The following is a 24,489-nucleotide window of genomic DNA, read 5'->3' as shown; positions in this document are numbered from 1 at the left end:
TCAATAAAAAATACTTACCTTAATAATTGTTGCAGATGAGCCGACTTCGTAATTGGATAACTTTATATTTAAATTGTTGCAGAAATGATCTATGTTCAAGATTACCAAGTCTCCTTGCCCTAAAACAATAGTCTCTTTTTCATCGATATTCATTCTACTTTTTCCTTTGAAACAATAATAGGCGTCGGTTCTTTTCGTGGATTCCCCATTATCCAACACTTCAGAATGGATTCCATCATTCAAATGAATCGTGCTAAGGTCTCCTTCGCATCCTTCTGCTAACATCAAATTAAAGTCTGTAACCCTCCCAATACTTCGGGTCGTCCAGCCTCCATCAAACCGATCCTGTTCAAATGGCTGTAAATGCACACGGTGCTTTCCTTTATGTTCCAGCAACATTTCACCATCAAGGATCATGATGATTCTCTGAATGCCTGGAAGGTGAGTAAATAAGGATTCGTCCACCTCGACATCTGCGGTGCTTATCCGCCAGTTGAAATCACGCTTCGAGTAATCTCCACCTTCAGGATAAATAGCAAGTTGAGTTGTTTTACCACCTGACCAAAGACTGGTTATTTGTTCACTTTTTCTTAATATTTTTAGTGAATATGACAACTATTTTCTCCCCTTTTATTAATACTTTACTTCAGTTGAAAACAATTTCGACCAGATTGTAGATCGAAATTGGAGTAATGTCAATAGGATGGATACGATAAAGTCAAGAACTTCTGTGGACATAACTTTGTTGATTGAACACGCTTAAGCATAACGGGCTATCGTTTCACCAAAGTCAGCGGAGCCTGTTTGTTTCATCTTTTCAAACCCTTCTTGCATGGCGCCAGCAGTTCTATACACGGAACTTTCATTAGCGTACGTTTTTATAGCCATATCACCTAGTTTATTTTTAATTAAGTTGAAACTGGAAATAGGCAGGCCAAATTGCTTCCTTTCATTGGCAAAGTTAACTGCTAGCTCAATCGATCTCTTTGCTAGTCCTAGCGAAGTGGTTGAAATCTTATGGCGGCCGATATTCAATACGTTAAACGCAATAATATGCCCCCTCCCTACTTCACCAATAACATTTTCAGAAGGTACTCTTACATTATCCAAAATGAGAAAACACGTGGAAGACCCCCGCACCCCCATTTTCTTTTCTTTCGGACTAATAGAGACTCCTTCGTAACCTTTTTCAACAATGAAAGCAGTAAACTTTTCGCCATTCACTTTCATTACAAGGCTTACATGGTATGCAAACTATGATATATTAAATTTTCACTGATGGTTCTTCTTGATAGATAATTTCACCATCAATAATAGTTGTTTCTACTTTTATATCTTTAATTTGGTTTGGGTTGACACTTAAAATGCTGTCATTTAATATAACTAAATCCGCCAACTTTCCGACCTCTATGCTTCCTTTTATCTCTTCTTCAAAACTCGCATAAGCGCCATTCCAAGTGTATAGTTTAATAGCTTCCATTACGCTTATAGATTGATTAGCACCAAACTCCATTCCAGACTGGCTTTTTCTATTGACAGCAACATGAATTCCTAATAAAGGATTATAGTCAGTAACTGGCGCGTCCGATCCACCTGCTGCCATGATGCCACGATCAATAAAATCACGAACAGCGTACATGTGATTAACACGATCACCATAGTGTTGGACATATATCTCTCCGAATTCATATGGAAATGGAGGATTTGGAATAGGAACCATCTCGAGTTTTTTCATTCTCTCTTGTAAATCTGGTGAAGAAATTCCCGCGTGCTCAATCCGATGACGATGGTTTTTTCTTGGTGCTTCCTCCAACACCTTTTCTACACAATTTAAATACATTTCAATGGCTTTATCACCTTGTGCATGTACAGTGATTTGATAGCCTTTTTTATGTGATTCACCTAAAACTTGGTAGATTTCTTCCTCACTATAATAAAGAATGCCATAATTGTTAGAGTCACTGGAGTACGACTCACGGGTTGCAATTGTAGGCCCGGTGCTACTTCCATCTGTAAACAATTTAACTGGTCCAACTTTGAATCTCTCATCTCCGGTACCAGTTACCACACCAGCTTCGACCATTTTATTAACAAATTCATGGGAGTTATTTACCTGACATATCATTGCATAAATTCGGACACGAATATCCTTACTCTTCACAGCTTGTTGCAGTAAACGGTAACTCTCAGGACCATTTCCACCTGCCTCATGTATACTTGTTATGCCCGCTGCAACGAAATGATCTGATGCAATTTTCACAGCCTTCATCAGTTGACTTTCTGTATAACTTGCAACCTCGCTCATACCCATATTTGCTGCTTCAATTAACTTTCCTGTAAGCCTTCCTGCCTGATTCTTTTCAATAACTCCCCCATTAGGATCCGGTGTGTTCTCGTTAATTTGCGCAATTTCTAATGCTTTGCTGTTCACCACGCTTATATGGCTGCAAGTACGGGATACAATAATGGGGTGTTCAACTGAAATTTCATCCAGCTCAGCGATTGTTGGATAACGCTTTTCCTTCACAGCGGTTTCATTAAAGCCCCAAGCACGTATCCATTCACCTTTAGGAGTTTCTATGGCTTTCTTCTTCAGGTCATCTAACAAAGCCTCGATAGAATCAATATGTTCAGCTTTACAACTTACCGACAACTGATTCACCCCATAAAAAATGAGGTGAATATGAGAATCAATGAATCCAGGAAGAAGCGTTTTTCCTTGCAGGTCAATTACATTCGTTTTTTCTCCTATAAAACTCTTAACCTCCTGATTTGAACCAACAACTGCGATACGATTATCCTTTATTGCTACAGCGTCGGCTACTGTATTCTTTTGGTCTACTGTAATAACTTCTCCATTTATCAATACAACATCAGCTTTCATAAACTCATCCCTTTCGAAATTACTCTTTTAGAGTGATTAATTCAGTATTTAGCATTATCTGCTTAAAATTTGCCCACTCCCCATTTCACATTATTTCAGATTGATCTCATGGTTCATTTTATAATTCTTTTTCAAAAATACTGGACAATCCCATTCACAGACAAGGTCCTTAGCCAAGGAAACGACCCAGTCCTTTGTAATATGATACTTATTTCCATCAACAGTAATAAACACTTCACCGTCTGTCACATAGAAAACTTCCTGTTCTTCTAGATGCCACGTTCCTTTATCTGGTTCGCCTACCCATGGTTCCCACGTGTCAACACCTAGTTGTAGTGCTTCTTCTGCTGTAAGTTTTTTCGCAAAAAACATGATGATCCTCTCTCTTTCTTATAGGTAATTTTGAAGGAATAGGTTCTATAAACGTACTGTCTTAACATTTGTATCTTTTAAACGTTTGAACTCGTTTTTCATAAAGTATATGGCAATGAGAACGCCTGGAATTTCTGCAGCAGGAGTTGCGTACCATAAACCTTCTACGCCCCAATATTTTGGGAAAATAAACATGAACGGAAATAAGAACAACAGCATTTTGCTAACACTAATAAACGTTGCGATCCAGTTTCTCTCTTGAGATTCGAAATAGCCGGAAACAAGCAAGCCAACTGCATTAAGCATAAACAAAGAATTAAATACAATTGTCGTCCAAATGCCCAATTGATGCAATTCAGGATTTCCGCTGGAGAAAAATGACACAATTGAGTCTGCAAAAATGATCAAGATAACTGTCATAACCAAAAAGAAGGAAACCGTAAAAATGAGCCCAATCTTAATTGCCTGTTTCACACGATCAAATTTGCCCGCACCGTAGTTGTAACTAATGATTGGCTGAAGTCCCGTCATCCCACCGAGTGCTGCTAATGCGAGCATATTTGTAATGTAGCCATTCTGAATCGTGAAAGCTACGACATGCAAACCACCTCCGTAGCTTTGCAGTAAGTTGTTGAAAAAAATAATTGCAAAGAACATCATCAACTGGCTCGAGAAAGATGCAAACCCAGTCCAAGCCACTTCACCGATCGTCTTTAAATTAATCATCATATCTTTCATTTTTGGCTTAAGCTTTGTTTTGCTGAACCAAAAATAAAAAATCAGTAAAACAGGAATCGACTGTGCAATCGTATTGGCCCATGAGGAACCCATCATTCCCATGTCATACTTCGTTACCATAATCCATTCTGTAATCCCAGCAACACCTGTTGCTACTAACCAACTGCTCATTGATAATATAGGCTTTTCATCGATGTTAGTTAAAATACTTAGTACAACAGCCAATATTGTTAATGGCAACGAAATCCATAATAAGCGGCTGTATTGTACCGCATACGGAAGCGATTCATTACTTGCTCCGAAAAAGATCATAATTTGATTCTCAAAAATCAACCCAAGTACGGCGATCAAAATAGATAAGAAAAGAGTAAACCATAAGATTTGTCCCATAATACTCCTAGCTTCTTCGATCTTTCCTTTTCCGAGCCGAAGGGAAATAACCGCTCCCGCTCCGACACCAAAAAGAACCCCAAGCATACGAGTAATAACCATGACGGTAAATCCAATTCCGATCCCTTCAACTTCCAGTGCCTGAAAGCCACTGACGAAATAGCCATCGACAACCGCTCCAACTCCTAAAATCGCATTAGCCATAATGCCTGCCAAAGCAAATCGTAAATATAATAACGGAATACTTTTAGTTCCCAGCATTGAATCATACGCTGGCTTATCCATTACTTCTACTTGTTCTATATTCGGTGACTGACGGTTGTCTGCTATTTCCATGAGCATGTCCCCCTATAAATAATTGATATAGCAAGTTAAGCCAAATTAATTCGCATACCAACCGACAGGCTTGACATGCTGGTGGATATTAATTTGTTTAGTTTCCATGAAGTGTTCCAGCCCAACAGCACCTAACGCTCTGCCGATTCCACTTTGCTTATATCCTCCCCAAGGACCTTCAACATAAGCGAGATGATAACTATTAATCCAAGTAATTCCCGCACGCAATTTACTAATGACACGTTTTGCTCGATCCATATCTTCAGTAAATACAGCACCAGCTAATCCATAAACGGAATCATTCGCTTTTTGGATGGCATCTTCCTCATCTTTAAATTTCTGTACAACAAGGACTGGACCAAAAATCTCTTCCTTAACAATACGCATATTCGCATTTACATCAGCAAAGATCGTTGGCGCAATAAAAAATCCTCGATCAAGCCCATTTTCTGTTAAGCGCTTACCACCACAAACTAATTTTGCACCTTCTTCGATTCCGCTCTTGATGTGAAGTAATACTTCATTCATATGAGGCTCGTTTGTGAGGGCTCCCATTTCAGTGTTCTCGCTTTCCCCGTTGCCAACTACAATTTTGCTTGCACGCTCGGCCAATCTTTCCACAAACTTATCGTAAATGGTCTCTTGTACAAGCAAACGAGATGCAGCTGAACAAACTTGCCCAGCATTGTGGAAAATACCAAACATCGCATTCTCGACTGCAGTTTCAAAATCCACATCGTCGAACACAATAAGTGGAGATTTACCACCCAGTTCAAGTGTGATTTTTTTCATATTGCCCGCAGCTGCGCGCATAATGCTTTGGCCTGTTTTTGTTCCGCCGGTAAAGGCAACCTTGTCAACATCATGGCTCTCGGCAAGCTCATTCCCAACTATTGATCCAGGTCCCAATACCAAGTTTGCCACTCCAGCCGGAAGTCCAATCTCTTCGATAATTTCAAATAATTTGAATACGCTTACAGGAGTGACCTCAGCAGGCTTAAGTACAATTGTATTCCCTGCGGCGAGTGCAGGAGCAATTTGCCAAACAGCTAACATAAGCGGGAAGTTCCAAGGTACAATAAGTCCACAAACACCAATCGGTTCATGAATAATAATTGTTTCCGAAGAATCAGCACGAGTGTAAGATTCCTTTTTCATGCCTTTGATCAAGTCAGCATAATATCGGAAGCATTGTATCGATACCGGAATATCCGCATAAGTGGTTGCGCGAATAACCTTACCGTTATTTGCAGTTTCCAAACGTGCAATTTCAGCCGCCTTCTCTTCAAGACGGTCTGCAATCTTATAGAGATAGTCAGCTCTTTCTTCAGCTGATAAATTCGACCAGATCCCGCTGTCAAACGCTTCACGGGCCGCCTTGATTGCAATCTTCGCATCGTCTGCTGATCCATCAGCAGACGTTGCGATCACCTCTCCGGTTGCAGGATTGATAATGTTTCGTCTAGCACCGGATAACGCTTCTACCCATTTCCCGTCAATGAACATGTTAATTTTCATAAACAAGTCTCCTTTACGCAATAATATCTTTCAGTTTGAAACCAATATGTGCTAGATTTACCAGCATAGTTTTCTGATTATAGAACGGGAATGATTTGAGGCGTTCCTTTTCAAATCGATATCCACCTGCACTCCCCGTAACGATCCATTGTGCCAATAACTTACCAAACAATGTCGAGAGGGAAGCGCCGTGGCCCGTATAACCCGTTGCGAAATATGCTCCTTCTTTGGATCTGCCGATAACCGGGAACGTATCAATTGTAACCCCGATAAAACCACCCCAACGGAAATCAATCTTGCTTCCTGCTAGTTTTGGCATTATTTTAACCATGGCATCGTAAACACTTTGATAAACGGTATCGCCTAAGTTTGGACGAATATCGCCACCGCCAAATACGATCCGATTATCTGGTGTACGTCGGAAATAGTAAAGGAAATTGCTTGTATCAAAAACCATGCGATCTTTAGGAATGACGGTACTCACCAGTGATTCTGGAAGCTGTTCAGTGGCAATAATACGTGCCGATATTGGCAGTACGCCTTTGTTCAGTTCATTCATGATTTTTCCGGAGTAACCATCTGTAGCGACAATAATGTCTTTCGCAGTAACAGCACCTTTTTCTGTTACAACTTTCACACTGTTTTGACCGTACTCAATAGATAGTGCTTTCGAATGTTCAAAGATTTTTGCACCAATCGATTTAGCTGCTTCTCCCAAACCAATTGCATAGTTCAGTGGCTGGAACGAGTAACTCGAGTTGTCGACTAAGCAGCCATAATAAAGTGGGGAATCGATCTCTTGATGCAACTGACTTCGATCAAGCACGCTTGATTCGTACCCGAAATTTTTGTTTAAGTATTCGCTTTCATGTTTCAACCCTTCAAAATGCTTGACTTTGTAAGCCGCCACAATGTGACCTGTCTTTCTAAAGTTACAGTTGATTTGATGCTCGTCAATGATTTTTTTAACCAGTTCAACACTAAACAGGGAGAGATCGTTAAGCTGTCTCGCCTCGTCGACACCATACTTTTTGGCAAGCTCCTGCACCGTTGGCTTATAGCCTGGCAATACCATCCCGCCGTTACGACCGCTGGCGCCATATCCGATCGTTTCTTGCTCAAGGACAATGACACTCTTCCCTAATTTTTGCAAATGATAAGCAGAAGAAAGACCTGTGAAACCTGCGCCAATAATGACAACATCCGCCTCTTCATTTCCTTCAAGAAGCTTTTCTTTTTCATAGCTGTTTGCAGTCGCTGCCCACAGTGAGAGAGCATCCATTCGATCCATCTTATCCATAGCTAGTTCTTCTCCTTTTGTGACATGTATGCTATAATACAGTCGGATTTTATTCACAATATTCACACTTCTTGAGTCCATCATATGACTTGGAGTTTCCTCCATGTCAATAGCCATTTGACAGTTTTTTGAATTCATTTTCGTAAAAAAGTGGAGTAACTCCACTTTCTTCATTGGGGGGCATCTATGAAAATTGGTACATTTGCAAAGCTTTTTCATGTTACGACCGATACCGTTCGTTATTACATTGAACAGGGATTATTAATACCAGACAAAAAAAACACCCAGTATCAAATGAACCAATTGTGTCTAGACGACATGGCTTTTATTACTGAGCTGAAAAAATTTCAGTTTACACTGCTAGAAATTCAACAAATTTTATCGTATCGGCGTGTCACAAACTTCTCGGACCATGAGGATATCGACTACTACAACAACTTACTCATTGATAAAAAAAACTCGCTGACCAAGAAAAAAGAAGACATTTCAAAAGCTATCCAATTGATTGAAAAGGCGGTTCAAACCAGCTCTCCTTCATCCAAAGAAGAGAATTTTACAGGGATCCCACTTTCCTTTGTAAATCTGCTCTATTGTCCGAAGTGCCACATTCCACTTGAAATGAAAGATATAACGATTAAAAAAGTCTACATTCAAACCGGGAGTTTAACTTGTACCTGTGGATACGAGGCAGCTATCGAGGAAGGTATTATCATTACCGCGAACTTGTACGAGACGTCTCCTTATCCATCTTATTTTTACGATAAAGAAACAATTAAAGAGATCAATCCCAAAATGATTAACTTATTTGAAAAAAGTAATTTTTGGTTTCAAAAAGTTCTACAAAATGTAGATTTAAAAAACAAGTTAATCGTGGAAACAAACGTTGACGCTTTTGTGTCACTACCCAAATATATCGATGTTCTTGAAACGAGCGCATCCTATGTATTCAGTGGCTATTCGCTTGCGATGCTCAAGAAGGTTAGAAAAAGAATTGAGCGTATGAATCCGAAGCCAAATGTCCTTTATATTTTGAATTCTGATTTAAATCTTCCATTGAAACCGCTTAGCATCGATGTTTTTGTGGATAGTTTTACAGCAAATGATTTTTCACTGCTCAATCCGCAGTTCCCAATTCATGTTCTAAAAAACTATTTCCACAGCAGTTCAACAATTGTCGGCGGGTACTCCTATTATGATAGCTCGGCCAAATCCTTGAAAAATATTTCAGCATTATATCCAAATTCCCACGAGCATATTTTATATCCAAAATACATAGAAGAAAATATATCAGTCAACGGATTTCAAATTACGCAAAGTGAAAATATCGGTTTCTGTACAGATCCAGGACCTTTTTTTGATTATCATGTAATAGACGAAAAATTCCACATGCTAATGTATTTGGCTAGTACGAAAAAATAGCACACAAGGGGAGTCTATAACTTTCACTTTCATTAACAGTACATGTATGTAGTCCGAGGGGATACTATGGGTATCCGTTTTTTTTTGTTATCGTTCAATCCTAGGTCTTAAAGGTAAAGGAGTAGTCCTAGAATCAAATGAATAACTTGATAAAAAAGAAGGATAGATCAGGTGAATGATTTACCCTTCTTTTTACCAATAAAACTGATGATTAAATGGAGTTTTCGATTAATGATAAACGAAGTGATCGGCCATCTGAGTTATTTCGTACCTATGTAATAGAAATGTTTTAGTTTTTTCAATTTATTAAGTTCGTCTTCTCCAGTTTAAAGCTGTGAAACTTACAAACTGTACATCCTTCCTATTCCATTCAAGGGGCAGAGTTAACCCTGCTTGTGTCTTAAGGCATGTGTAACTTAGAAATAAAGTTTGATCGTTCTTCATACTTCTTAATGAACTAAACCAGCTTTTAGGATGTCAATATCTTTCTCTAAAATTTTCATTTCCCTTATTTTATACAATTTTTGGCCATGCCAAATAACCCTCCAAAACCCTTTTGGAAGGATTTCTCTCTGTTTCACCAAACCGTTAATCAGGCTAAATCTAGGAACGTTTCTTTTCTCTTTAATAAAGCGTAAATCCAATGAAGCAACTTATTAATACAGGCAACGATTGACACTTTGGCAAGTTTTCCTCCTGATTTTTTCTTATCCTAGAATTCTTTAAGCTTTTTGTTCCTTGAACCTCTTATGTCGCATAGTACGGCAAGATACAAGGAATGGCTTAGTCTGGTAGAACCCCTTTTAGTCATACGATTAATGATTGCCGTAAACTTACCCGATGAGTGAACACTTGGATCTACCCCAGCGAAGACAACCAGTTTTTTCGGATGATTAAACCGATCGATTTCACCAATTTCAGAGATAATCGTGGCTGCGATTTTTTCTCCTATACCGGGAATCAATTGGATGATCTTATATTCTTCCATTTCAATTGCCAGGGCCACTATACGATCTTCCACATACATATTCGTTACGATTTCCTGCTGTCTTGACAAATTCCGAAGGTCTATAAGCTAAATCCCTCTAATTTTATGAGGTTCACCTTTATAATACAGCACACACAACTGGTACGCATCGATTGCGTCTGTTTTTACCTTTCGTAAACTGGTCTTCTTTGCCTGATAAGAAATAATCGGGTTTAGTAAGATATATAGAAGCCCTTGTTCCTCCGAGTATTGAATAACGGGAGAATGGTAATGCCCTGTAGATTCTAAAATGATCATATGCATTTGCCCTGTCACCTCTTCAATTTCTTTTAGAAAATCTAAAAAATGATCTAATTCCTCTTTGATATGCTTCATTGAAAAGCTCTTCCCATACGGTTTAGATTGATCTAAAAATGCATGAACTTGGCTCTCCCCTTTTGCCACATCCAGACCAACAAATGGATTCATTATTTTTTCCTCCTCTAATTATTAACCAGTACCCCCTAGTCCTCCATGCATTGTCATAGCTTCGCTTGTTATACGAGATCTAAGTCTCAACCAGCCTCAACCATGTTTCTGGAGGACAGTTTACTTCACGGGATCAAGTCTAATACAGAGAGGGCGAACAAGATTGCCGTCACCAAGGCAGGTATCCCCGTTTTTCCACCTGCTGAGATTCCCGATGCACTCTCAGCGATTAACCATTTTATCTATGTAAGATCAGCATTACTCCTCAAGGATAGGGGTTTATCGAAACGCAGACTTTACCTTTGTCGTAGCATTGCAAGTACTTCCAATCACTATTTTTTGTGTTCAAAAAAAGGCATGCTCCCATCTTGGGGAATCATGCCTTTTTGTAAGGAAAATAGATGTTGATGCAAGTAACTGCCCTTTTTCTTTTAACTAATTCTAACTTAAATTATATGTTTGACTGTGTATAGTATACTTATCGATTTTTTCCACGCTTGGTTCATAGCCAATTCCGGGCAATTCTGGAACCATGATCATTCCGTTTTCTACCGTAACTTCAGGGTCAATAATATCTTCTGCCCAGTAGAGGGAAGAAGCTGCGGTATCTCCAGGAAGGGTAAAGTTTGGCAGGGAAGTGATGGCAATATTATGCGCTCTTCCAATGCCTGATTCCAGCATCCCCCCACACCATAGTGGAATTTCATGCTTAAGACATAAATCATGAATCTTCTTAGCTTCAGTCAAGCCCCCGACGCGGCCAATCTTAATATTAATAATTTTACAACTGCCTAATTTAATAGCTTTTCTAGCATCCTCCAATGAGTGAATGCTTTCATCCAGGCATATAGGTGTTTTTAACCTTGACTGTAAATCTGCATGGTCAATGATATCGTTATAGGCAAGCGGCTGTTCAATCATCATTAAATTAAAATCATCCAAGGCGGATAACCGGTCTATATCTTGTAAGGTATAAGCTGAATTTGCATCTGCCATGAGCGGGATTTCAGGATATACTTTTCGGACCTTGTCTATTAATTCAACATCCCAGCCCGGTTTGATTTTTAGTTTAAAGCGTTTATAGCCTTCACCGAGACGTGCTTCAATCATATCTAGGGTCGAATCGATCGAGTCCTTTATCCCGATGCTTACCCCCACTTCAATTTCCTTTTTTGTTCCACCTAACACACTTGAGAGAGAGGCATCTTGCTTTTTCGCATACAGATCCCAAATAGCACCTTCTAAAGCTGCTTTTGCCATATAATTACCGCGAATATGGGAGAAATATTTTTCAGAGAGTTCATCCGGATGCTTGATTTCATTTTTAAGAATAATTGGAATTAGATAATCCTCGAGTATATGCCAGTTTGTTTTTAAGGTCTCTTCATTATACAGAGGGTCGAGCATCGCAACCGATTCAGCCCAACCGGAAATGCCATCATCGCTTTTTGCTTCTACAAGGATAAAATCCCTATTGTATTCCGTCCCAAAGCTAGTTGTAAAAGGTTCAAGCAAGTCTAGCTTAAGATGCCTTAGGATAACTTGTTTAATTTTCACTTGGAAATTCTCCTTTTGTGATAAAACTGTTAAAAGACACAGTCTTACCAATTTTTTATTAAATAGGCTGACAGCAGCCTGAAATTACGGGCTCTTATTAAAATCTACCTGCTTATTTCTTTGTTAGCACATAAAACTGAACGGGAATTTCTGTCATGGAATTCTTTATAAAATCTGTTACCTCCCATCCTTGCTGAAATAAATCGGTAAATATGTCCCTGGTTTTCATCCGCCATTCATTGGCTGCTTGACTATTTGTGACCCTTATTGTCCGGAAGTCCCTTGGAATGGCCACAAAAGCTGTATCACATTTTTGTTCAGGCAGCGGAAGAGTGAAAGATGGAACAGGCAATCCCTTTTCAATGGTCTCCCATTGAATAAGCGAGTTTTCTATCACAACATCCAGTGGAATTCCCCGTCCACTAGAATCCGTTGTCTTTTTTTTATCAATATGCCATTCGACAAGAAAGCGGTCAGAAGGAACTCCACTGTTTAAAAGGTCTTCCATTTCTCCATAGCAATTTGCGATATATGTGGAACATCCCCCACCAAGCTTGGCTATATTCAAATACCCATTAATACTTTCTAAAGGATCGTAAGTCCAGGTAATAAGGGAATAGCCGAGCTTTAACGCTTCCTCACGTTGGGCTAACTTTAACTTCTCCCCTATACCTTTGTTGCGAAATTGCTCATCTATGCCTAGAATATGTGAACAAAGATAGGCAGATTTACCATTAAAACCCGGGAAGCTGTATTGAAATCCAATCAGCTGACCCTCGCAATAAGCTCCTAAAACCAAACCACCGTTTTTCACTGCTGTTATGGTTTGGTGTGAGGGGATTGAATCAGTATCTCCCCAAATGTTAGATTCTAGCTTTCTTACCTCCTCAAGTTCTTCAATTCGATGAAGGGAACGAATTACAATTTCCTGTGGTTTCGTCATGGTCAACCTCCTAAGAAAAGCCTAAGCGCCTTTATTGCCCAAACAACCATAAGCTGGTCAAGTTAGTTAAACGGCTGTTCGCTTGTCGGGCTAGGCACTTAACCCCTTATTTAATATAAAATGTAGTACTTCCCTATCTTTTGGACAAAGAAGTCATTCCTGACTACTGAAATCAGCTTCTTGCAATGGAATCCTTTTTGTTCGCTTTACGATTTTATAGCCTAGAAAAGCCAGGAGAAATAAAGGAAGCCCGATATAAGAAATTAAAATTCCATACCAGTCAATCTCAGGGCCGAAAAAAGCAGAGTAATTTTGTCCCAGGATAGCTGTAACACATAAAATTGTGGCTAATATCGGACCGAATGGATACCATTTTGAAACATAAGGCAAATCTTTCAAATCTCTTCCTTGTGCAATAAACGCCTTCCGGAAACGATAATGTGTTATCGAAATTCCTAACCAGGATATAAAACCAGATAAACCTGCAGCATTTAATAACCAAGTATAAATAGTGCCTTCACCGAAAAGAGAGGTTAGAAAGGCTGCCATCCCAACGATGGTAGAAAAATACACAGCGTTCACTGGAATGCCGCCTGCATTCACTTTTTTTAGAAACGAAGGGGCTTTTCCTTCTTTCGCCAGCACCCAAAGGACGCGAGAAGCTCCGTACATAGCGGAATTGCCTGCTGAAAGAACAGAAGTAAGAATGACCACATTCATAACGGAGGCAGCTATGGCAAGCCCTGCATTTTGAAAAACTAATGTGAAGGGACTTACCGCAATATCTTCAATATCCGAGCTTAACAAACGCGGATCGTCATAGCTGATTAAAAATCCAATCACAATGATCGCCAATACATAAAACAAGAGCAGTCTCCAGAAGATTTGCTTAATAGCCTTGGGAATATTTTTTCTCGGGTTTTCACTCTCGCCTGCCGCAATTCCTACTAACTCAGTGCCTTGAAAAGCAAATCCAACCACCATAAAGACACTTATTATGGATAAAAAGCCACCTTTAAACGGTGCTTCCCCTTTGGTGAAATTTTCAAAACCTACGGCATGACCGCCCATTATTCCAAAAATCATTAATAATCCTACTGCTATAAAAATGATAATCGTTAAAACCTTTATAATGGCAAACCAGAATTCTGATTCTCCATATCCTTTTACCGATAAGATATTCAGGCCAAATATGATTGCAAGAAATAATGCGCTCCAAATGATGCCCGGGACAGAAGGCAGCCAAAATTTCATGATCAGGGAGGAAGCTGCTAATTCCAGAGCGACTACGATTGCATTGTTATACCAATAGTTCCATCCGATTGCAAATCCTAAAGCCGGATCGACAAACCTTGATGTATATGTGCTAAAAGAGCCTGTAATAGGAATAAAGGCGGCCATTTCCGCTAAGCTTGTCATCAGAAAGAAAACCATGATCCCGGCAATTATATAGGCAGCTACAGCTCCTCCAGGACCCGCGGTATGAATGATGGAACCGCTCGCTAAAAATAGTCCCGTTCCGATGGTTCCGCCGATTGCAATCATGGAAAGATGCCTTGGTTTGAGCTTGCGCTCCAGCTGTTTTCCATCAGAAGCTGCTTGGACATCCGTTTGTGATGCGAGTGCGGTATTTTTCATGAAACACCTCTTCATTAGATTTTTATAGTGAAAAATTCTCTTCTTCTGTCGCCATCATTACTGTGTTAATTAAAATTTTCGTTCCATAAATAAGTGCTTGTAAATTAAATTTCATATCCGGATGATGCAGACCAGGAGTTAGATCGCAGCCTAATCCTATCATTGTTGCGGTTATATCAGGATTTTGGGCTGTATAAAAATGAAAATCCTCTCCTCCTTGAGAAACACAAACTGGAACGACATTTTCCGTCCCAATGATATCTCCTATTGCGATTTCAGCCAGCTTTATCGCTTTTTCATGCAAGGTCGCAGCTGGAACAAATTCTTCCGCAGACCAGGAGATGGATGTACCAGTTTGCACCATTGTCTGGTCAATAGCTTCCTTTGTTAAGCTATTTAGTTCATTCATTACAACATTTGACTGTGCTCTGGCATCAATTGCAAAGCCAGCTGTTTCCGGGATGACGTTTGATGCTTTGTTGTTTGTTTCAAATTGAGTCATTTTGATGGAATAAGGAGTTTCGGTAACTAGATTAATCTGCTGTAATTTTTGTATAAGCAAAGCCGCTGCCTCGATGACATTTATTCCATCTTGCGGTCGGGATGCATGGGCCTGAATACCTTTGATTGTTCCCCTTATTGTTTCGGCAGAGCCATGGACAATGACGGGGGAAGCTTTCATATAAGGAACCTCCGTACTGGGTCTTACATGTACCCCGAATAAATATGTAACATCCTCCAATGCGCCATCATTGATCATTTGAAGAGCGCCTTCTCCTTTTTCTTCCGCAGGCTGAAATATAAATCGGAGAGTGTGTTTAGGCCGGATTCCACTGGAGGCAATGGCCAATGCTGTATATAAAACCATTGTGCTATGTGCGTCATGTCCACATGAATGATTGGCCTTTACAATTCCATCTACTTCCTGAACAAGCGCATCCATATCAGCCCTTAATGCCACAACCTTTTTTGAGATGCCTGGAATCTCGGCAATGATTCCATGATGGCTCTGAAATGTTTTTGTGGCTATTCCCGCTTTCCTAAGACATTTTAATATATAGCAAGACGTTTTTTCCTCCTGCCAGCTTGGCTCAGCCAAAGAATGCAGGTCATGGTAGGACTTTATCAATGATTCTTGATGCTGATCAATATATTGAATCGGGTTCATAATGAAGCACCTCCTCCTTTACATGAATTTTAACTTTATTAAAAACTCATTCATTAAACACTTCATAACTTGAATATAACCTTTCTAATTTTTGCTGATGGGTATGGATCCGTTTTTCGTCTTTTTGATGTATGCCTGCAATAACCAAGTCCAATAAGCTAATGACGGAAGCGATTGAATTGGTTCCGGTTTCTGCGTTTTCTTCAGTTGTCAATGCAATATCAGCGATGCGGCCAACAGGTGACAGAAGGCGATCTGTAACTGAAATTAAACAAACTCCTTGTTCTTTGGCACACTCAGCAACTTTTAATGTTTCATTCGCATACCTCGGAAAGGAAAAAACAACTATCACAGACTTGTTAGTAAGGTTACAAAACTTTTCATAGAAGTCACCTGTTGGTGAACATAAACTTACATTTTCCCTTAATGAACTTAGCGTATAGGAGAACCAATAGGCAGCAGCATGGGAAATGCGATGCCCTGCAATTAATATTTGGTCAGCCTGGATCAAGACATCGACTGCTTTCCATATATCCTGAACGTTCGTATGATCTAATAGATGTCTTAAAATATGAATTTCGTTTTCTATCACTTTGGTAAATGGATCTTGCTTGTCATCAATGCGAAGAATGGAATCACTATTGGATAAGTCTATATGATTTTGGTGCAGCAGCTGTTTTTGAATTCTGGCCTGCATTTTACTAAACCCTTCAAATCCTAATGAATAGGAAAACCGAATGACCGTCGTTTCACTAACTTCCGCTTCCCGACCAATTTGAAATGCCGTTTTAAAGGCGGCTTCATCCAAATTTTCAATCAGGTAAGCGGCAACTTTTTTTTGACCTGCCGATAAATGGTCAAATTTTTCCTTTACCAATAATTTAAAAGGAAGATGTTCCAAAACATTACCCCTTTCCGACGAATTAAATACTTCTTATTCTAAAAATGATGAAGGTAATCCTTCTTTGTTTTATACACTATCACAATTTAATTAGAAAAAGAAGGAGATTTTTGATTTTTTTGATAATTAATAACTTCAAATTTCAATCAGATAATATGCCTTTTAGTTAAAAAGCAAAAAAACTATAAGAAGGTAGGCAAATTCGAAGAAAAGCCATTATGCCTACAGTTTTTTTCTAAAAATCCATTACAGTTGATTGGAGCGGGTGTTCGAGACTCCTACTTAGAAAAGCGCGTCTAGTGGAGACCCTGCAGGCGCAAGCCGAGGAGGCTCCCGGGACCGCCCGCGAAAAGCGAGTACCCTACGTTCCAATCAACGTTTAGATTTTACAAACCCTCAAAAAACATTCCAGTTGATTTTTAGAAATCCGCTCCCTTCTTCATTTTTATTTACTTTATTTGTAAATTTAACATTTTCATTGACATTTAAGTTCAGGATATATGTTAGAATATTCTGTAGTTTCAACTTTTTCAAGGGGGGCAATTTAATGGGAGAATCACTTAAAGGACACGAACTTTTACAAGTTTTAACAGAGGGGAAACAACCTCCGAATTGTGATCTAACGTTACAGATTGAAGCAAATTATGCCCAGGATGGAATTGCGAGAGGTGTATGGAAAGTAGATGAAAAGTTTATTAACGGAATTGGTGTAGCAATGGGTGGATTTGTCACTTCTGCAGCAGATATTATGATGGCTTATGCGATATCATCTAAATTAAGTATCGGACAATCCTTCGCATCCATTGATTTACATACTACCTTTCATCGACCAGTGAGATTAGGAGACGTACAGGTTGAAGCAAAAGTAGACCGAATCGGAAAAAAAACTGCTTATGTACTCGCAGATTTATTTCAAAATGATAAAAAAGTGGCAAGCGTTGTGTCATCAGTTATGATCCTTTAAACCAGATAAAAAAGCATGTTGCACAAAAAAGCCCTTCGTAACATGCTTCTTTCATTTAGACAATTCGATAAAATCAAGAACGCCCACAAGATTCACCGCTTCGCCTAACCACTTGATTGTAATTTCAATTTTATATTTTCTTTGGATAGACACATCATCAAACAAACCATCGCAGTACAGGGTTTTTGAGATCCATGGTGAATAGACCGTAATCAAGGACGACCATTTCATCATTCTCGTTATATCCGACATTATCTAAACGCAAATCTATTGGTATAATACCGTGCCTTATGAATTTTAATTCCACCTTGATCAGTTTCCTATATTCCTTGATTGCAAACGGCACTTTCGTGTCCACCTTCTTCATGATAACCCAGCCCGTCCCATGCTCCTTAACTGGACATAAATACTTTTTGACTTCCTCTTTACAGTTATTATATATATAGGCTTCATTTGCAGTGCTTATTAGTCCTACTTCTGACAATGCAATTTTTAATATATATCCATTATTTAAATCATAGACGACTCGGTTAAAACCATGCCCGATCATTTTATACTTGAACTTTAGCGTTTTTCTGGCGGTAGATACTAATTGTCCAGCAGTTATATAAAATTGGAATATCCCTATTTGAGATATCCAGGACTCAATGGCTGTTATCTCTTGCCGGGACAGAATTGTACTTTTATTCGGCTGTTGTTTCCTTCCGTTACCATTGTCAATAGGCCACATTCCTTAAACGTCTCCTTTTTTTAAAATTTGTTTCTAGAGAGATGGGATTCCATGGATGAAAAAACAATAGAAGAATACATGCATGTTCTAAGTTTTTCAAGATTTCCCCTTCGTTATATGATATGTCTTTATTATAAAACGGCTTGTACTGTAGCTGAGGATACTAGAAAAAACTACAAATATTTCAATGAAGGGAAGGAAAAAGAGAAACCTGCTTATTTTTGAGTCTTCTTAAATAAATTCAAAAACCCCGGAGTTGGCCTTGAAAGCCACCCCGGGGTTTTTGAATTTTCATATTGTTATCGTTTTTGGCAGGTATGCGTCGCCTTTTCATGTACTATGCTAATAAGTCAACATCTTTTGGTTGCTCCATATGATTATTCTTTTTAATGGATAGCGCAGCAATTATAGAAATGGCGGAACAAGCGATTAAGAACCAAAAGGCGCCATTGTAGGATCCTGTAAGGGTGATTATAAAGCCCATGACAAGAGGTGATATGAACCCTGCTGCCTGTGCCCCCATATTAATTACTCCCATTGCGGAACCGATAACCTGTTTAGACATGATTTTATGCGGCAAAGCAAAGGCAACTGTAAAGGCAAAGCTTTTAAAGACCATACAAAGGTTCAAATATACCATAGCTGCTACAAGGGAGGTCGAGGTAAACATCATATACAGGAATATTCCTGACATGAGCATGCCAAATGCTGCATAATATTTTTCTAAGTTATTAAAAAACCTGTCAAGAAGCCATCCGCTGAACAACATAGCAACTCCAGTAGAAATACCCGGTAACGCTGCATAAAAACCCATGGACAACAGATCCATTCCTCTTGCTTCCATCAAATAGGATGGAATCCAGGAAGAAAGTCCCCAATTTACTATTCCGGCAGCAAACCACATGACGGTTATTTTCCACAAGCCGGAATTCATCAGCAATTCCTTCATTGGAATTCTATTGTCTTTTAATGGAGCAGTGCTTTCATTTGGTTTAAAATATACCCAGAAAGCTATCGTTAACAATATTCCTAGCAATCCGATTACATAAAACATGTTTCTCCAGCCCATAAATAAAATCATCGGCGCAGCCACCAGTGGGGCAAGTGCCATCCCAAAGTAATTGGATGACATCAAGTAAGCAGAAGCCTTTGGCCTTTCATCCCGGGGAAAATAATCCGCTATCCCCTTTTGGGAAGCTGAAGGATATCCTCCTTGACCAAGCCCGAAGAGAAAACGTATGACAAGTAACGAAATAAGAGACCAGGCAAAACCGGTAAATACGGTAAAAACAGACCATACAATGATGGACCATATTAAGACTCTTCTCGAACCCAGTTTATCTGTTAGCCATCCTCCTGGTATTTGCATGATAGCATAGGATAAGAAGAAGCTACTCAAGATTGCCCCGACAGCAGCAGCATCCAAATTAAATTCTTCCTTAATAGATACAACAGCCACACTCATGACCATCCGATCCAAATAATCAACCAGATAACCAACGAACAGCAAAAATAATATAAAGTGCTTATTTTGGGACCCTCCAATGTAACGCTTCATCTTATTCCTCCCTTTTTCTACTAATCCTTCATTTTTCTTTCCATGGGCAAATTAATAGGGATTATCTATCGATCTTGAAATGTTGCCACTTTATCTATTGAACTTTGGAACCTTCTAATTACCTTCCCCTCTCGTGCTCCTGTGTATTCCCCATGATAAACGGTTAATTTTCCATTTATATAAACCACATGTATGCCTTCAGGCTCTAATAGCGGCTCTTCAAATGTAGCTCGATCTTTAATTTTTAAAGGATCAAATATAACAATATCTGCCTGATATCCCTCTTTAATTAATCCCCTATCCTTTAATCTCATTAGCTGCGCAGGAGCACCTGTCATTCGACGAATCGCTTGTTCAAGCGTCAAAGCTCCTTCTTCCCTAACATATTTGCCTAATACTCTCGGAAATGTCCCATATAATCGGGGATGCGGTTTACCTCCAAAAATCCCATCGGATCCCACCATTTGCAGTGGATGGCACATACTCAGCAAAACATCTTCCGCAAATCCCCAATGAATAACCATTGCTACATTCCCTTTTTCCTCAATGAGAATATCAAATGCGGCATCTTCAGGGGATTGCTGCCTGATTTCTGAAATTTCAATCATATCCTTACCTTCTAAGCATTTATTAGAATCCGTTTGAACGGAGGTAATAATGATATTTTTCCAGCCACAATTCAAAACCCAATTTTCATACTCTGTGTTTGTTTTAAATTCATCTGAGATTCTTTTTCTGATTTCTGGAATATTCAATCGTATCAGCGTTTCTTCCGTTCCCCCTGAATGCATCCAAGGTGGAAGTATGGCATGAAAAACGGTTGAAGCGGCTGAATATGGATATTGATCAAAGGTAATCTCAATACCTTCCTCTCTAGCGGCATTCATCTTGTCCAGCGCTTTCTTAAATTTATCCCTATTTCCCTGGCCAATTATCTTAAAATGGGAAATATGTAATCTTACACCGGATTGTCTGGAAACATCTATGACTTCATCCAAAGCTGATAAAGAGTGAATGCTTTCATTCCGAATATGGACAACGAAACAGCCGTCATATTTCGCAGTACCCTTACATATTTCAATCAATTCTTCCTTATTGGAGAAAACATTTGGGGGATAAACTAATCCTGAGGACAAGCCTACTGCTCCCATACGCATTCCTTCCTCGACCATCAACCGCATTTTTTCCAATTCTTGTTTAGTAGCCACTCTATCCTCAAATCCCATGACCAAGGAACGAACAGCGCCATGAGGCACAAGGTAAGCCGCGTTGCCTATCATTTTTGACTTTTCTAGAAATGAAAAATATTCATCAATGCTATTCCATGGCCACTCCCCAATATCGCCATTTAGTCCACTTAATTGTTTTTTCCATAACGGCTTTGTTTTTTCCGATACAGGAGCAACAGAAATACCATCCTGCCCAAATAATTCTGTAGTCACACCCTGAAGTGACTTTATTTTATGAACTTCAGGAACAGTACAAAGTAAATCGGAATGAACATGGGGATCAATAAATCCTGGTGAAACCGCCAACCCATTGGCATCTATAGTTTGCTTTGCCTGTTCGCTGCTTAAATTGCCCATAAAAGTAATTCTTCCATCCTTGATTCCAATGTCAGTTTTCGTCCAAGGGTTCCCTGTTCCATCATAAACCCTTCCATTTTTTATTATCACGTCAAGCATTTGACCACATCCTCTATATATTAGTTAGACTAATTGATGATTTAAAATAGGATCAAAAGGGTAAATCGGTCTGCTTATATTCTTGTAATCAAAGGTTGATAACTTCACACTGCTTAACCCAGGCGAGTCAACCGTTATAATTTCTTTAGCAATAGGCATGAAGGCTGCGCGAAAATGGTGAGATGATTTCAAACCAACAATACTTGATTTCTCAACATCTATTCCATGAAGGAGGAAAACTTGTTCATCAAAAGTCTGGGAATTTACAGAGCATACAATGATATCCACGTTTCCAACCAATAATCTTGCACTTCTACCCAGGTTCACTTTGCTTCCATTCCACATCGGTGAGGATTGAATAAACTTGCCATCAGATAGACTTTTTACATAAGCTGATATTTTTAGAGAGTTACCATGTAAACTATCTGTTTTACCACCTAATTCGACATGAATTAGGGACCCCACACCTTCTTCATGGGCCATTTTTGCTATTTCTGGATCAAAAATAAATCCAAAGCAGCTATTTGGAATGTTTGCTTCAATCATTTCCTTCAATAAAAATGTGCCATCTCCTGGTGTACCTGCACCAGGGTTATCGGAAGCTTCATTAATGATGATGGGCATTTCCTTCTGGGAGGAAGCATATGTAATGGCTTTCTTTGGTGAAGGCAATATAGGAAAAAATTCATCTTTCTTCTCAAAAATTCTAACAGCTATATCATCTGAAATTTTTTGTGCTAATGAGGGTTCATTGTTCGTAATGGCAATTACTGAAACTCCTGCGTGAGGGATATCTGAATATGGGAAGCCGTGAAATAAGGTACAATCAAGCACCTTAGGATGCTTTTCCCATTCCTCGCACCATTCATTGATTTCTTTAATTGGAGAAAAGTAGGAGGTTGTAGTAGGAATAAGTAATGGTAATTTAGATAGAGCCATTTCCGGGTTAACTTTTCCTTGAATGATGCGAGCAGTTATATCAATTGCTTCACTCCCCCTTTCATAGGAATCCGTATGAGGGTAATCTATATTTCCGAGTAGTGCATCAGCTTTTTTAACCATGGTTTCCGTAATATTACCATGGAGATCCAATGCAGCTACTATTGGTATTTTTGAACCCAAAATGCTTCTTAATTCCGATAGGATATCGCCTTCAATATCGTCAACTCCTTCCGCTACCCCTGCACCATGAAGAAATAGACAAATCCCATCCAATTTTCCAGAATTCAAAATACTTGATATTAATAGATTTTTTGCTTTTTGAAACGTTTCCTGTGTTATCGTTCCTGAAGGATTGGCCATGGCTGCAAAGGTCGGCACAATTTCAATCCCCAGTTCTTTTCCCCGATCGATCATCCCACCCAAATAATCCAATACACCAGTATGCCTATCGAGAAGTTCCTCTCCTTGGGTCCATTCCCATACTTTAAATAAGTCGACTGTCGTTCTTACTCGAGAAAATGTATTCGTTTCATGCGCCAACTGACCGATTGCTATTCTCATAAAATCTCCCCTTTCTTCACTATTAAATGAATAAAACCCTATCTGACTGACTCCCTGGAAAATTGAAATTCATATAACTGTCGGGGTCTCCCCCGGTTAATGGGCTGTTCCTCACCCACGATGACAGCTAAATTCGTATTTTCAAGGGTATTCAGGATTCTCCTAGCGCTCCTAATGGTCAAACCTAATCCGTTAGCAAGATCATTTGAAGTGATGCATCTATTGCCAAAGCACTCACAAAAGGAAAGTAATTTGTTTATGGTTGCAATACTGAGCCCAGCTGTTTTTGCTAAATTCATTAGATGTGGGTCATCACTCCGCAAGGAATATTTCAATTTCCCATCTTTTCCGACAGGCCCAAAAACAGTTCCATCCATGTCAACCACAAAGCAACTCGGTTTATTAACTCTCGCTTTCATAAGTGCTTTACGAGCACTCACTTCCGCTTCGTTTGCTGTATGTCCAAATCCTATTCCAATGGTGGTCTCTACATCAATTTTCATGGCTATCTCATCTAATAGCGGTGCTTTTTTATATTTGTGGGTAGTCCTTTCAATGGCGCCCCTAGTGGTTATAAATCGGACTTCATCTCGTTCTGACCAGTCAAAAATAGCCTGGACCTCTTCACAAAAATCGATTAGAAGATTTTGAAGTGCAGCCTTTTTTCGCTGTTCTCCATATTCTGATATGGGCTTTTTTAAAGAAGAAAGCAAGTTATTAAAATGCAGGATTCCAATGGCAATTTGTGTATCGCTTTGAAGCAAGGCCTTCCCCTCCAAAAGGACATTATTCAAGCTAGTTCGAATGGCGGACATAGTAGGGAGAACTCTGAATACTAGTACCCCTAGCCCTTTTAACGATTCGTATACGGATTTAACACAGGTAACGGCCACCTGAGTTTGATTATTTTTCCATAATTCATAATGAAAATGAACCAATTCATCCGCTTTTTGATCAGCTTTCAGAAACATCTTTTCTGGATATATTTCTAAATCCTCAAAACACTCTTTTACTTCTCTATTTGGCAATGTGTCTATACTAATCCTTAACGGTTCCTTGATTGGGTTAAAAGAAGTTTCTGTAATGATCTTAAAAAGAGTACGATACAAGGATGTTCCTGTTGAGGGAATAAACACCATAGGCTTTGTAACATTTTGATTCTTTGCCATTTGATAAGGAATTATGCCTAAAAAGAATAAAACATCCGCCTCGTCGACTCTTCTTTTAATCACATCTATTGTTTCCTGTTCATGTTTGTAAGGTGCAGGTAACATGGTAATGTCAGAGTACGATTGACCGATAGTAAACACTAGTTCTACTAAATCTATAGGACCTATTACTAATACTTTTGTATTCATCCGATCCTCCACTTTTATTTTTCAAATAATACTGAATAGTAAGTTTTTATTATTGTTTATAACTTTAACTA

The 24,489-nt window shown here is 39.1% G+C and carries 20 protein-coding genes and 1 pseudogene; 3 read left to right on the top strand and 18 right to left on the bottom strand.

The annotated features are described in order from the left end of the window. From AC3ISB_RS10585 to AC3ISB_RS10555, 7 genes are all read right to left on the bottom strand, one after another. Window positions 1-615 carry a HutD/Ves family protein gene (locus AC3ISB_RS10585; protein ID WP_480338846.1) on the bottom strand — a complete coding sequence of 205 codons (615 nt, stop codon included), beginning with the start codon at window positions 613-615 and terminating at the stop codon, window positions 1-3. A gap of 144 nt (window positions 616-759) precedes the next feature. After that, complete coding sequence (locus AC3ISB_RS10580) at window positions 760-1,230, bottom strand: acyl-CoA dehydrogenase family protein (RefSeq protein ID WP_141993353.1); 471 nt, start codon at window positions 1,228-1,230, stop codon at window positions 760-762. A gap of 34 nt (window positions 1,231-1,264) precedes the next feature. After that, window positions 1,265-2,884 carry an amidohydrolase gene (locus AC3ISB_RS10575; protein WP_489276334.1) on the bottom strand — a complete coding sequence of 540 codons (1,620 nt, stop codon included), beginning with the start codon at window positions 2,882-2,884 and terminating at the stop codon, window positions 1,265-1,267. A 90-nt stretch (window positions 2,885-2,974) separates the two neighbouring features. Then, a complete protein-coding gene (locus AC3ISB_RS10570) occupies window positions 2,975-3,256 on the bottom strand; it encodes a cupin domain-containing protein (RefSeq protein WP_141993355.1) in 282 nt (93 codons plus the stop codon). A gap of 45 nt (window positions 3,257-3,301) precedes the next feature. Beyond that, on the bottom strand, window positions 3,302-4,720 hold the full coding sequence (locus AC3ISB_RS10565; protein WP_141993356.1) for an MATE family efflux transporter: 1,419 nt from the start codon (window positions 4,718-4,720) through the stop codon (window positions 3,302-3,304). Between the two features lie 45 nt (window positions 4,721-4,765). After that, a complete protein-coding gene (locus AC3ISB_RS10560; protein ID WP_489276331.1) occupies window positions 4,766-6,238 on the bottom strand; it encodes an aldehyde dehydrogenase family protein in 1,473 nt (490 codons plus the stop codon). Between the two features lie 13 nt (window positions 6,239-6,251). Next, window positions 6,252-7,538: an NAD(P)/FAD-dependent oxidoreductase gene (locus AC3ISB_RS10555; protein WP_141993366.1), complete on the bottom strand. Its 1,287-nt coding sequence runs from the start codon at window positions 7,536-7,538 to the stop codon at window positions 6,252-6,254. A 186-nt stretch (window positions 7,539-7,724) separates the two neighbouring features. On the opposite strand from AC3ISB_RS10555, the gene AC3ISB_RS10550 reads away from it, so the two are divergent. Further along, entirely contained in the window at window positions 7,725-8,957 is a 1,233-nt protein-coding gene (locus tag AC3ISB_RS10550; RefSeq protein WP_141993358.1) for a MerR family transcriptional regulator, read from the top strand. Window positions 8,958-9,549: 592 nt separating this feature from the next. On the opposite strand, the pseudogene AC3ISB_RS10545 reads toward AC3ISB_RS10550, so the two are convergent. The 6 genes and pseudogenes from AC3ISB_RS10545 to AC3ISB_RS10520 all read right to left on the bottom strand — a co-directional run bounded on the left by AC3ISB_RS10545 (window position 9,550) and on the right by AC3ISB_RS10520 (window position 16,620). After that, window positions 9,550-10,413 (bottom strand): annotated as a pseudogene (locus AC3ISB_RS10545) (IS110 family transposase). A 441-nt stretch (window positions 10,414-10,854) separates the two neighbouring features. Then, a complete protein-coding gene (gene menC, locus AC3ISB_RS10540) occupies window positions 10,855-11,970 on the bottom strand; it encodes an o-succinylbenzoate synthase (RefSeq protein WP_430098757.1) in 1,116 nt (371 codons plus the stop codon). Window positions 11,971-12,082: 112 nt separating this feature from the next. Next, on the bottom strand, window positions 12,083-12,913 hold the full coding sequence (locus AC3ISB_RS10535) for a GNAT family N-acetyltransferase (RefSeq protein WP_480338844.1): 831 nt from the start codon (window positions 12,911-12,913) through the stop codon (window positions 12,083-12,085). A gap of 153 nt (window positions 12,914-13,066) precedes the next feature. After that, window positions 13,067-14,551: an amino acid permease gene (locus AC3ISB_RS10530; RefSeq protein ID WP_141994782.1), complete on the bottom strand. Its 1,485-nt coding sequence runs from the start codon at window positions 14,549-14,551 to the stop codon at window positions 13,067-13,069. 22 nt (window positions 14,552-14,573) lie between these two features. Then, on the bottom strand, window positions 14,574-15,719 hold the full coding sequence (locus tag AC3ISB_RS10525; protein ID WP_430098753.1) for an amidohydrolase: 1,146 nt from the start codon (window positions 15,717-15,719) through the stop codon (window positions 14,574-14,576). 46 nt (window positions 15,720-15,765) lie between these two features. After that, a complete protein-coding gene (locus AC3ISB_RS10520) occupies window positions 15,766-16,620 on the bottom strand; it encodes a MurR/RpiR family transcriptional regulator (protein WP_141994781.1) in 855 nt (284 codons plus the stop codon). Window positions 16,621-17,167: 547 nt separating this feature from the next. Here AC3ISB_RS10520 and AC3ISB_RS10515 point away from each other — a divergent pair. Next, window positions 17,168-17,584 (top strand): PaaI family thioesterase, encoded by a 417-nt coding sequence (locus tag AC3ISB_RS10515; protein ID WP_141994780.1) that lies wholly within the window; start codon window positions 17,168-17,170, stop codon window positions 17,582-17,584. A gap of 157 nt (window positions 17,585-17,741) precedes the next feature. Here the strand turns inward: AC3ISB_RS10515 and AC3ISB_RS10510 are convergent, their stop codons facing one another. Beyond that, window positions 17,742-18,314 carry a hypothetical protein gene (locus tag AC3ISB_RS10510; RefSeq protein WP_480338843.1) on the bottom strand — a complete coding sequence of 191 codons (573 nt, stop codon included), beginning with the start codon at window positions 18,312-18,314 and terminating at the stop codon, window positions 17,742-17,744. A gap of 51 nt (window positions 18,315-18,365) precedes the next feature. Here AC3ISB_RS10510 and AC3ISB_RS10505 point away from each other — a divergent pair, with 51 nt between their 5' ends. Further along, window positions 18,366-18,539 carry a hypothetical protein gene (locus AC3ISB_RS10505; RefSeq protein ID WP_430098749.1) on the top strand — a complete coding sequence of 58 codons (174 nt, stop codon included), beginning with the start codon at window positions 18,366-18,368 and terminating at the stop codon, window positions 18,537-18,539. A gap of 112 nt (window positions 18,540-18,651) precedes the next feature. Here AC3ISB_RS10505 and AC3ISB_RS10500 read toward each other — a convergent pair whose 3' ends face one another. The 4 genes from AC3ISB_RS10500 to AC3ISB_RS10485 form a co-directional block, all read right to left on the bottom strand. Then, window positions 18,652-19,872 (bottom strand): MFS transporter, encoded by a 1,221-nt coding sequence (locus tag AC3ISB_RS10500; RefSeq protein WP_141994778.1) that lies wholly within the window; start codon window positions 19,870-19,872, stop codon window positions 18,652-18,654. Window positions 19,873-19,937: 65 nt separating this feature from the next. Then, window positions 19,938-21,557, bottom strand: coding sequence for an N-acyl-D-amino-acid deacylase family protein (locus AC3ISB_RS10495; protein WP_430098748.1), 1,620 nt, complete (start codon window positions 21,555-21,557; stop codon window positions 19,938-19,940). 24 nt (window positions 21,558-21,581) lie between these two features. Beyond that, window positions 21,582-23,060, bottom strand: a complete 1,479-nt coding sequence (locus AC3ISB_RS10490; RefSeq protein ID WP_480338842.1) for a M81 family metallopeptidase — start codon at window positions 23,058-23,060, stop codon at window positions 21,582-21,584. 38 nt (window positions 23,061-23,098) lie between these two features. Then, window positions 23,099-24,418 (bottom strand): helix-turn-helix domain-containing protein, encoded by a 1,320-nt coding sequence (locus AC3ISB_RS10485; RefSeq protein ID WP_430098745.1) that lies wholly within the window; start codon window positions 24,416-24,418, stop codon window positions 23,099-23,101. Window positions 24,419-24,489 lie beyond the last annotated feature (71 nt).

It is taken from the genome of Peribacillus sp. GL_122, from assembly GCF_057835005.1.
This window is presented reverse-complemented; position numbering and strand designations above follow the sequence as displayed.

Coding starts and splice junctions, on each gene's coding strand:
- AC3ISB_RS10490 (WP_480338842.1), bottom strand. CDS start 23,060: ATGAGAATAGCAATCGGTCAGTTGGCGCATGAAACGAATACATTTTCT.
- AC3ISB_RS10535 (WP_480338844.1), bottom strand. CDS start 12,913: ATGACGAAACCACAGGAAATTGTAATTCGTTCCCTTCATCGAATTGAA.
- AC3ISB_RS10570 (WP_141993355.1), bottom strand. CDS start 3,256: ATGTTTTTTGCGAAAAAACTTACAGCAGAAGAAGCACTACAACTAGGT.
- AC3ISB_RS10505 (WP_430098749.1), top strand. CDS start 18,366: ATGGATGAAAAAACAATAGAAGAATACATGCATGTTCTAAGTTTTTCA.
- AC3ISB_RS10560 (WP_489276331.1), bottom strand. CDS start 6,238: ATGAAAATTAACATGTTCATTGACGGGAAATGGGTAGAAGCGTTATCC.
- AC3ISB_RS10555 (WP_141993366.1), bottom strand. CDS start 7,538: ATGGATAAGATGGATCGAATGGATGCTCTCTCACTGTGGGCAGCGACT.
- AC3ISB_RS10485 (WP_430098745.1), bottom strand. CDS start 24,418: ATGAATACAAAAGTATTAGTAATAGGTCCTATAGATTTAGTAGAACTA.
- AC3ISB_RS10550 (WP_141993358.1), top strand. CDS start 7,725: ATGAAAATTGGTACATTTGCAAAGCTTTTTCATGTTACGACCGATACC.
- AC3ISB_RS10575 (WP_489276334.1), bottom strand. CDS start 2,884: ATGAAAGCTGATGTTGTATTGATAAATGGAGAAGTTATTACAGTAGAC.
- AC3ISB_RS10525 (WP_430098753.1), bottom strand. CDS start 15,719: ATGAACCCGATTCAATATATTGATCAGCATCAAGAATCATTGATAAAG.
- AC3ISB_RS10565 (WP_141993356.1), bottom strand. CDS start 4,720: ATGGAAATAGCAGACAACCGTCAGTCACCGAATATAGAACAAGTAGAA.
- AC3ISB_RS10580 (WP_141993353.1), bottom strand. CDS start 1,230: ATGAAAGTGAATGGCGAAAAGTTTACTGCTTTCATTGTTGAAAAAGGT.
- AC3ISB_RS10515 (WP_141994780.1), top strand. CDS start 17,168: ATGGGAGAATCACTTAAAGGACACGAACTTTTACAAGTTTTAACAGAG.
- AC3ISB_RS10495 (WP_430098748.1), bottom strand. CDS start 21,557: ATGCTTGACGTGATAATAAAAAATGGAAGGGTTTATGATGGAACAGGG.
- AC3ISB_RS10530 (WP_141994782.1), bottom strand. CDS start 14,551: ATGAAAAATACCGCACTCGCATCACAAACGGATGTCCAAGCAGCTTCT.
- AC3ISB_RS10500 (WP_141994778.1), bottom strand. CDS start 19,872: ATGAAGCGTTACATTGGAGGGTCCCAAAATAAGCACTTTATATTATTT.
- AC3ISB_RS10510 (WP_480338843.1), bottom strand. CDS start 18,314: ATGTGGCCTATTGACAATGGTAACGGAAGGAAACAACAGCCGAATAAA.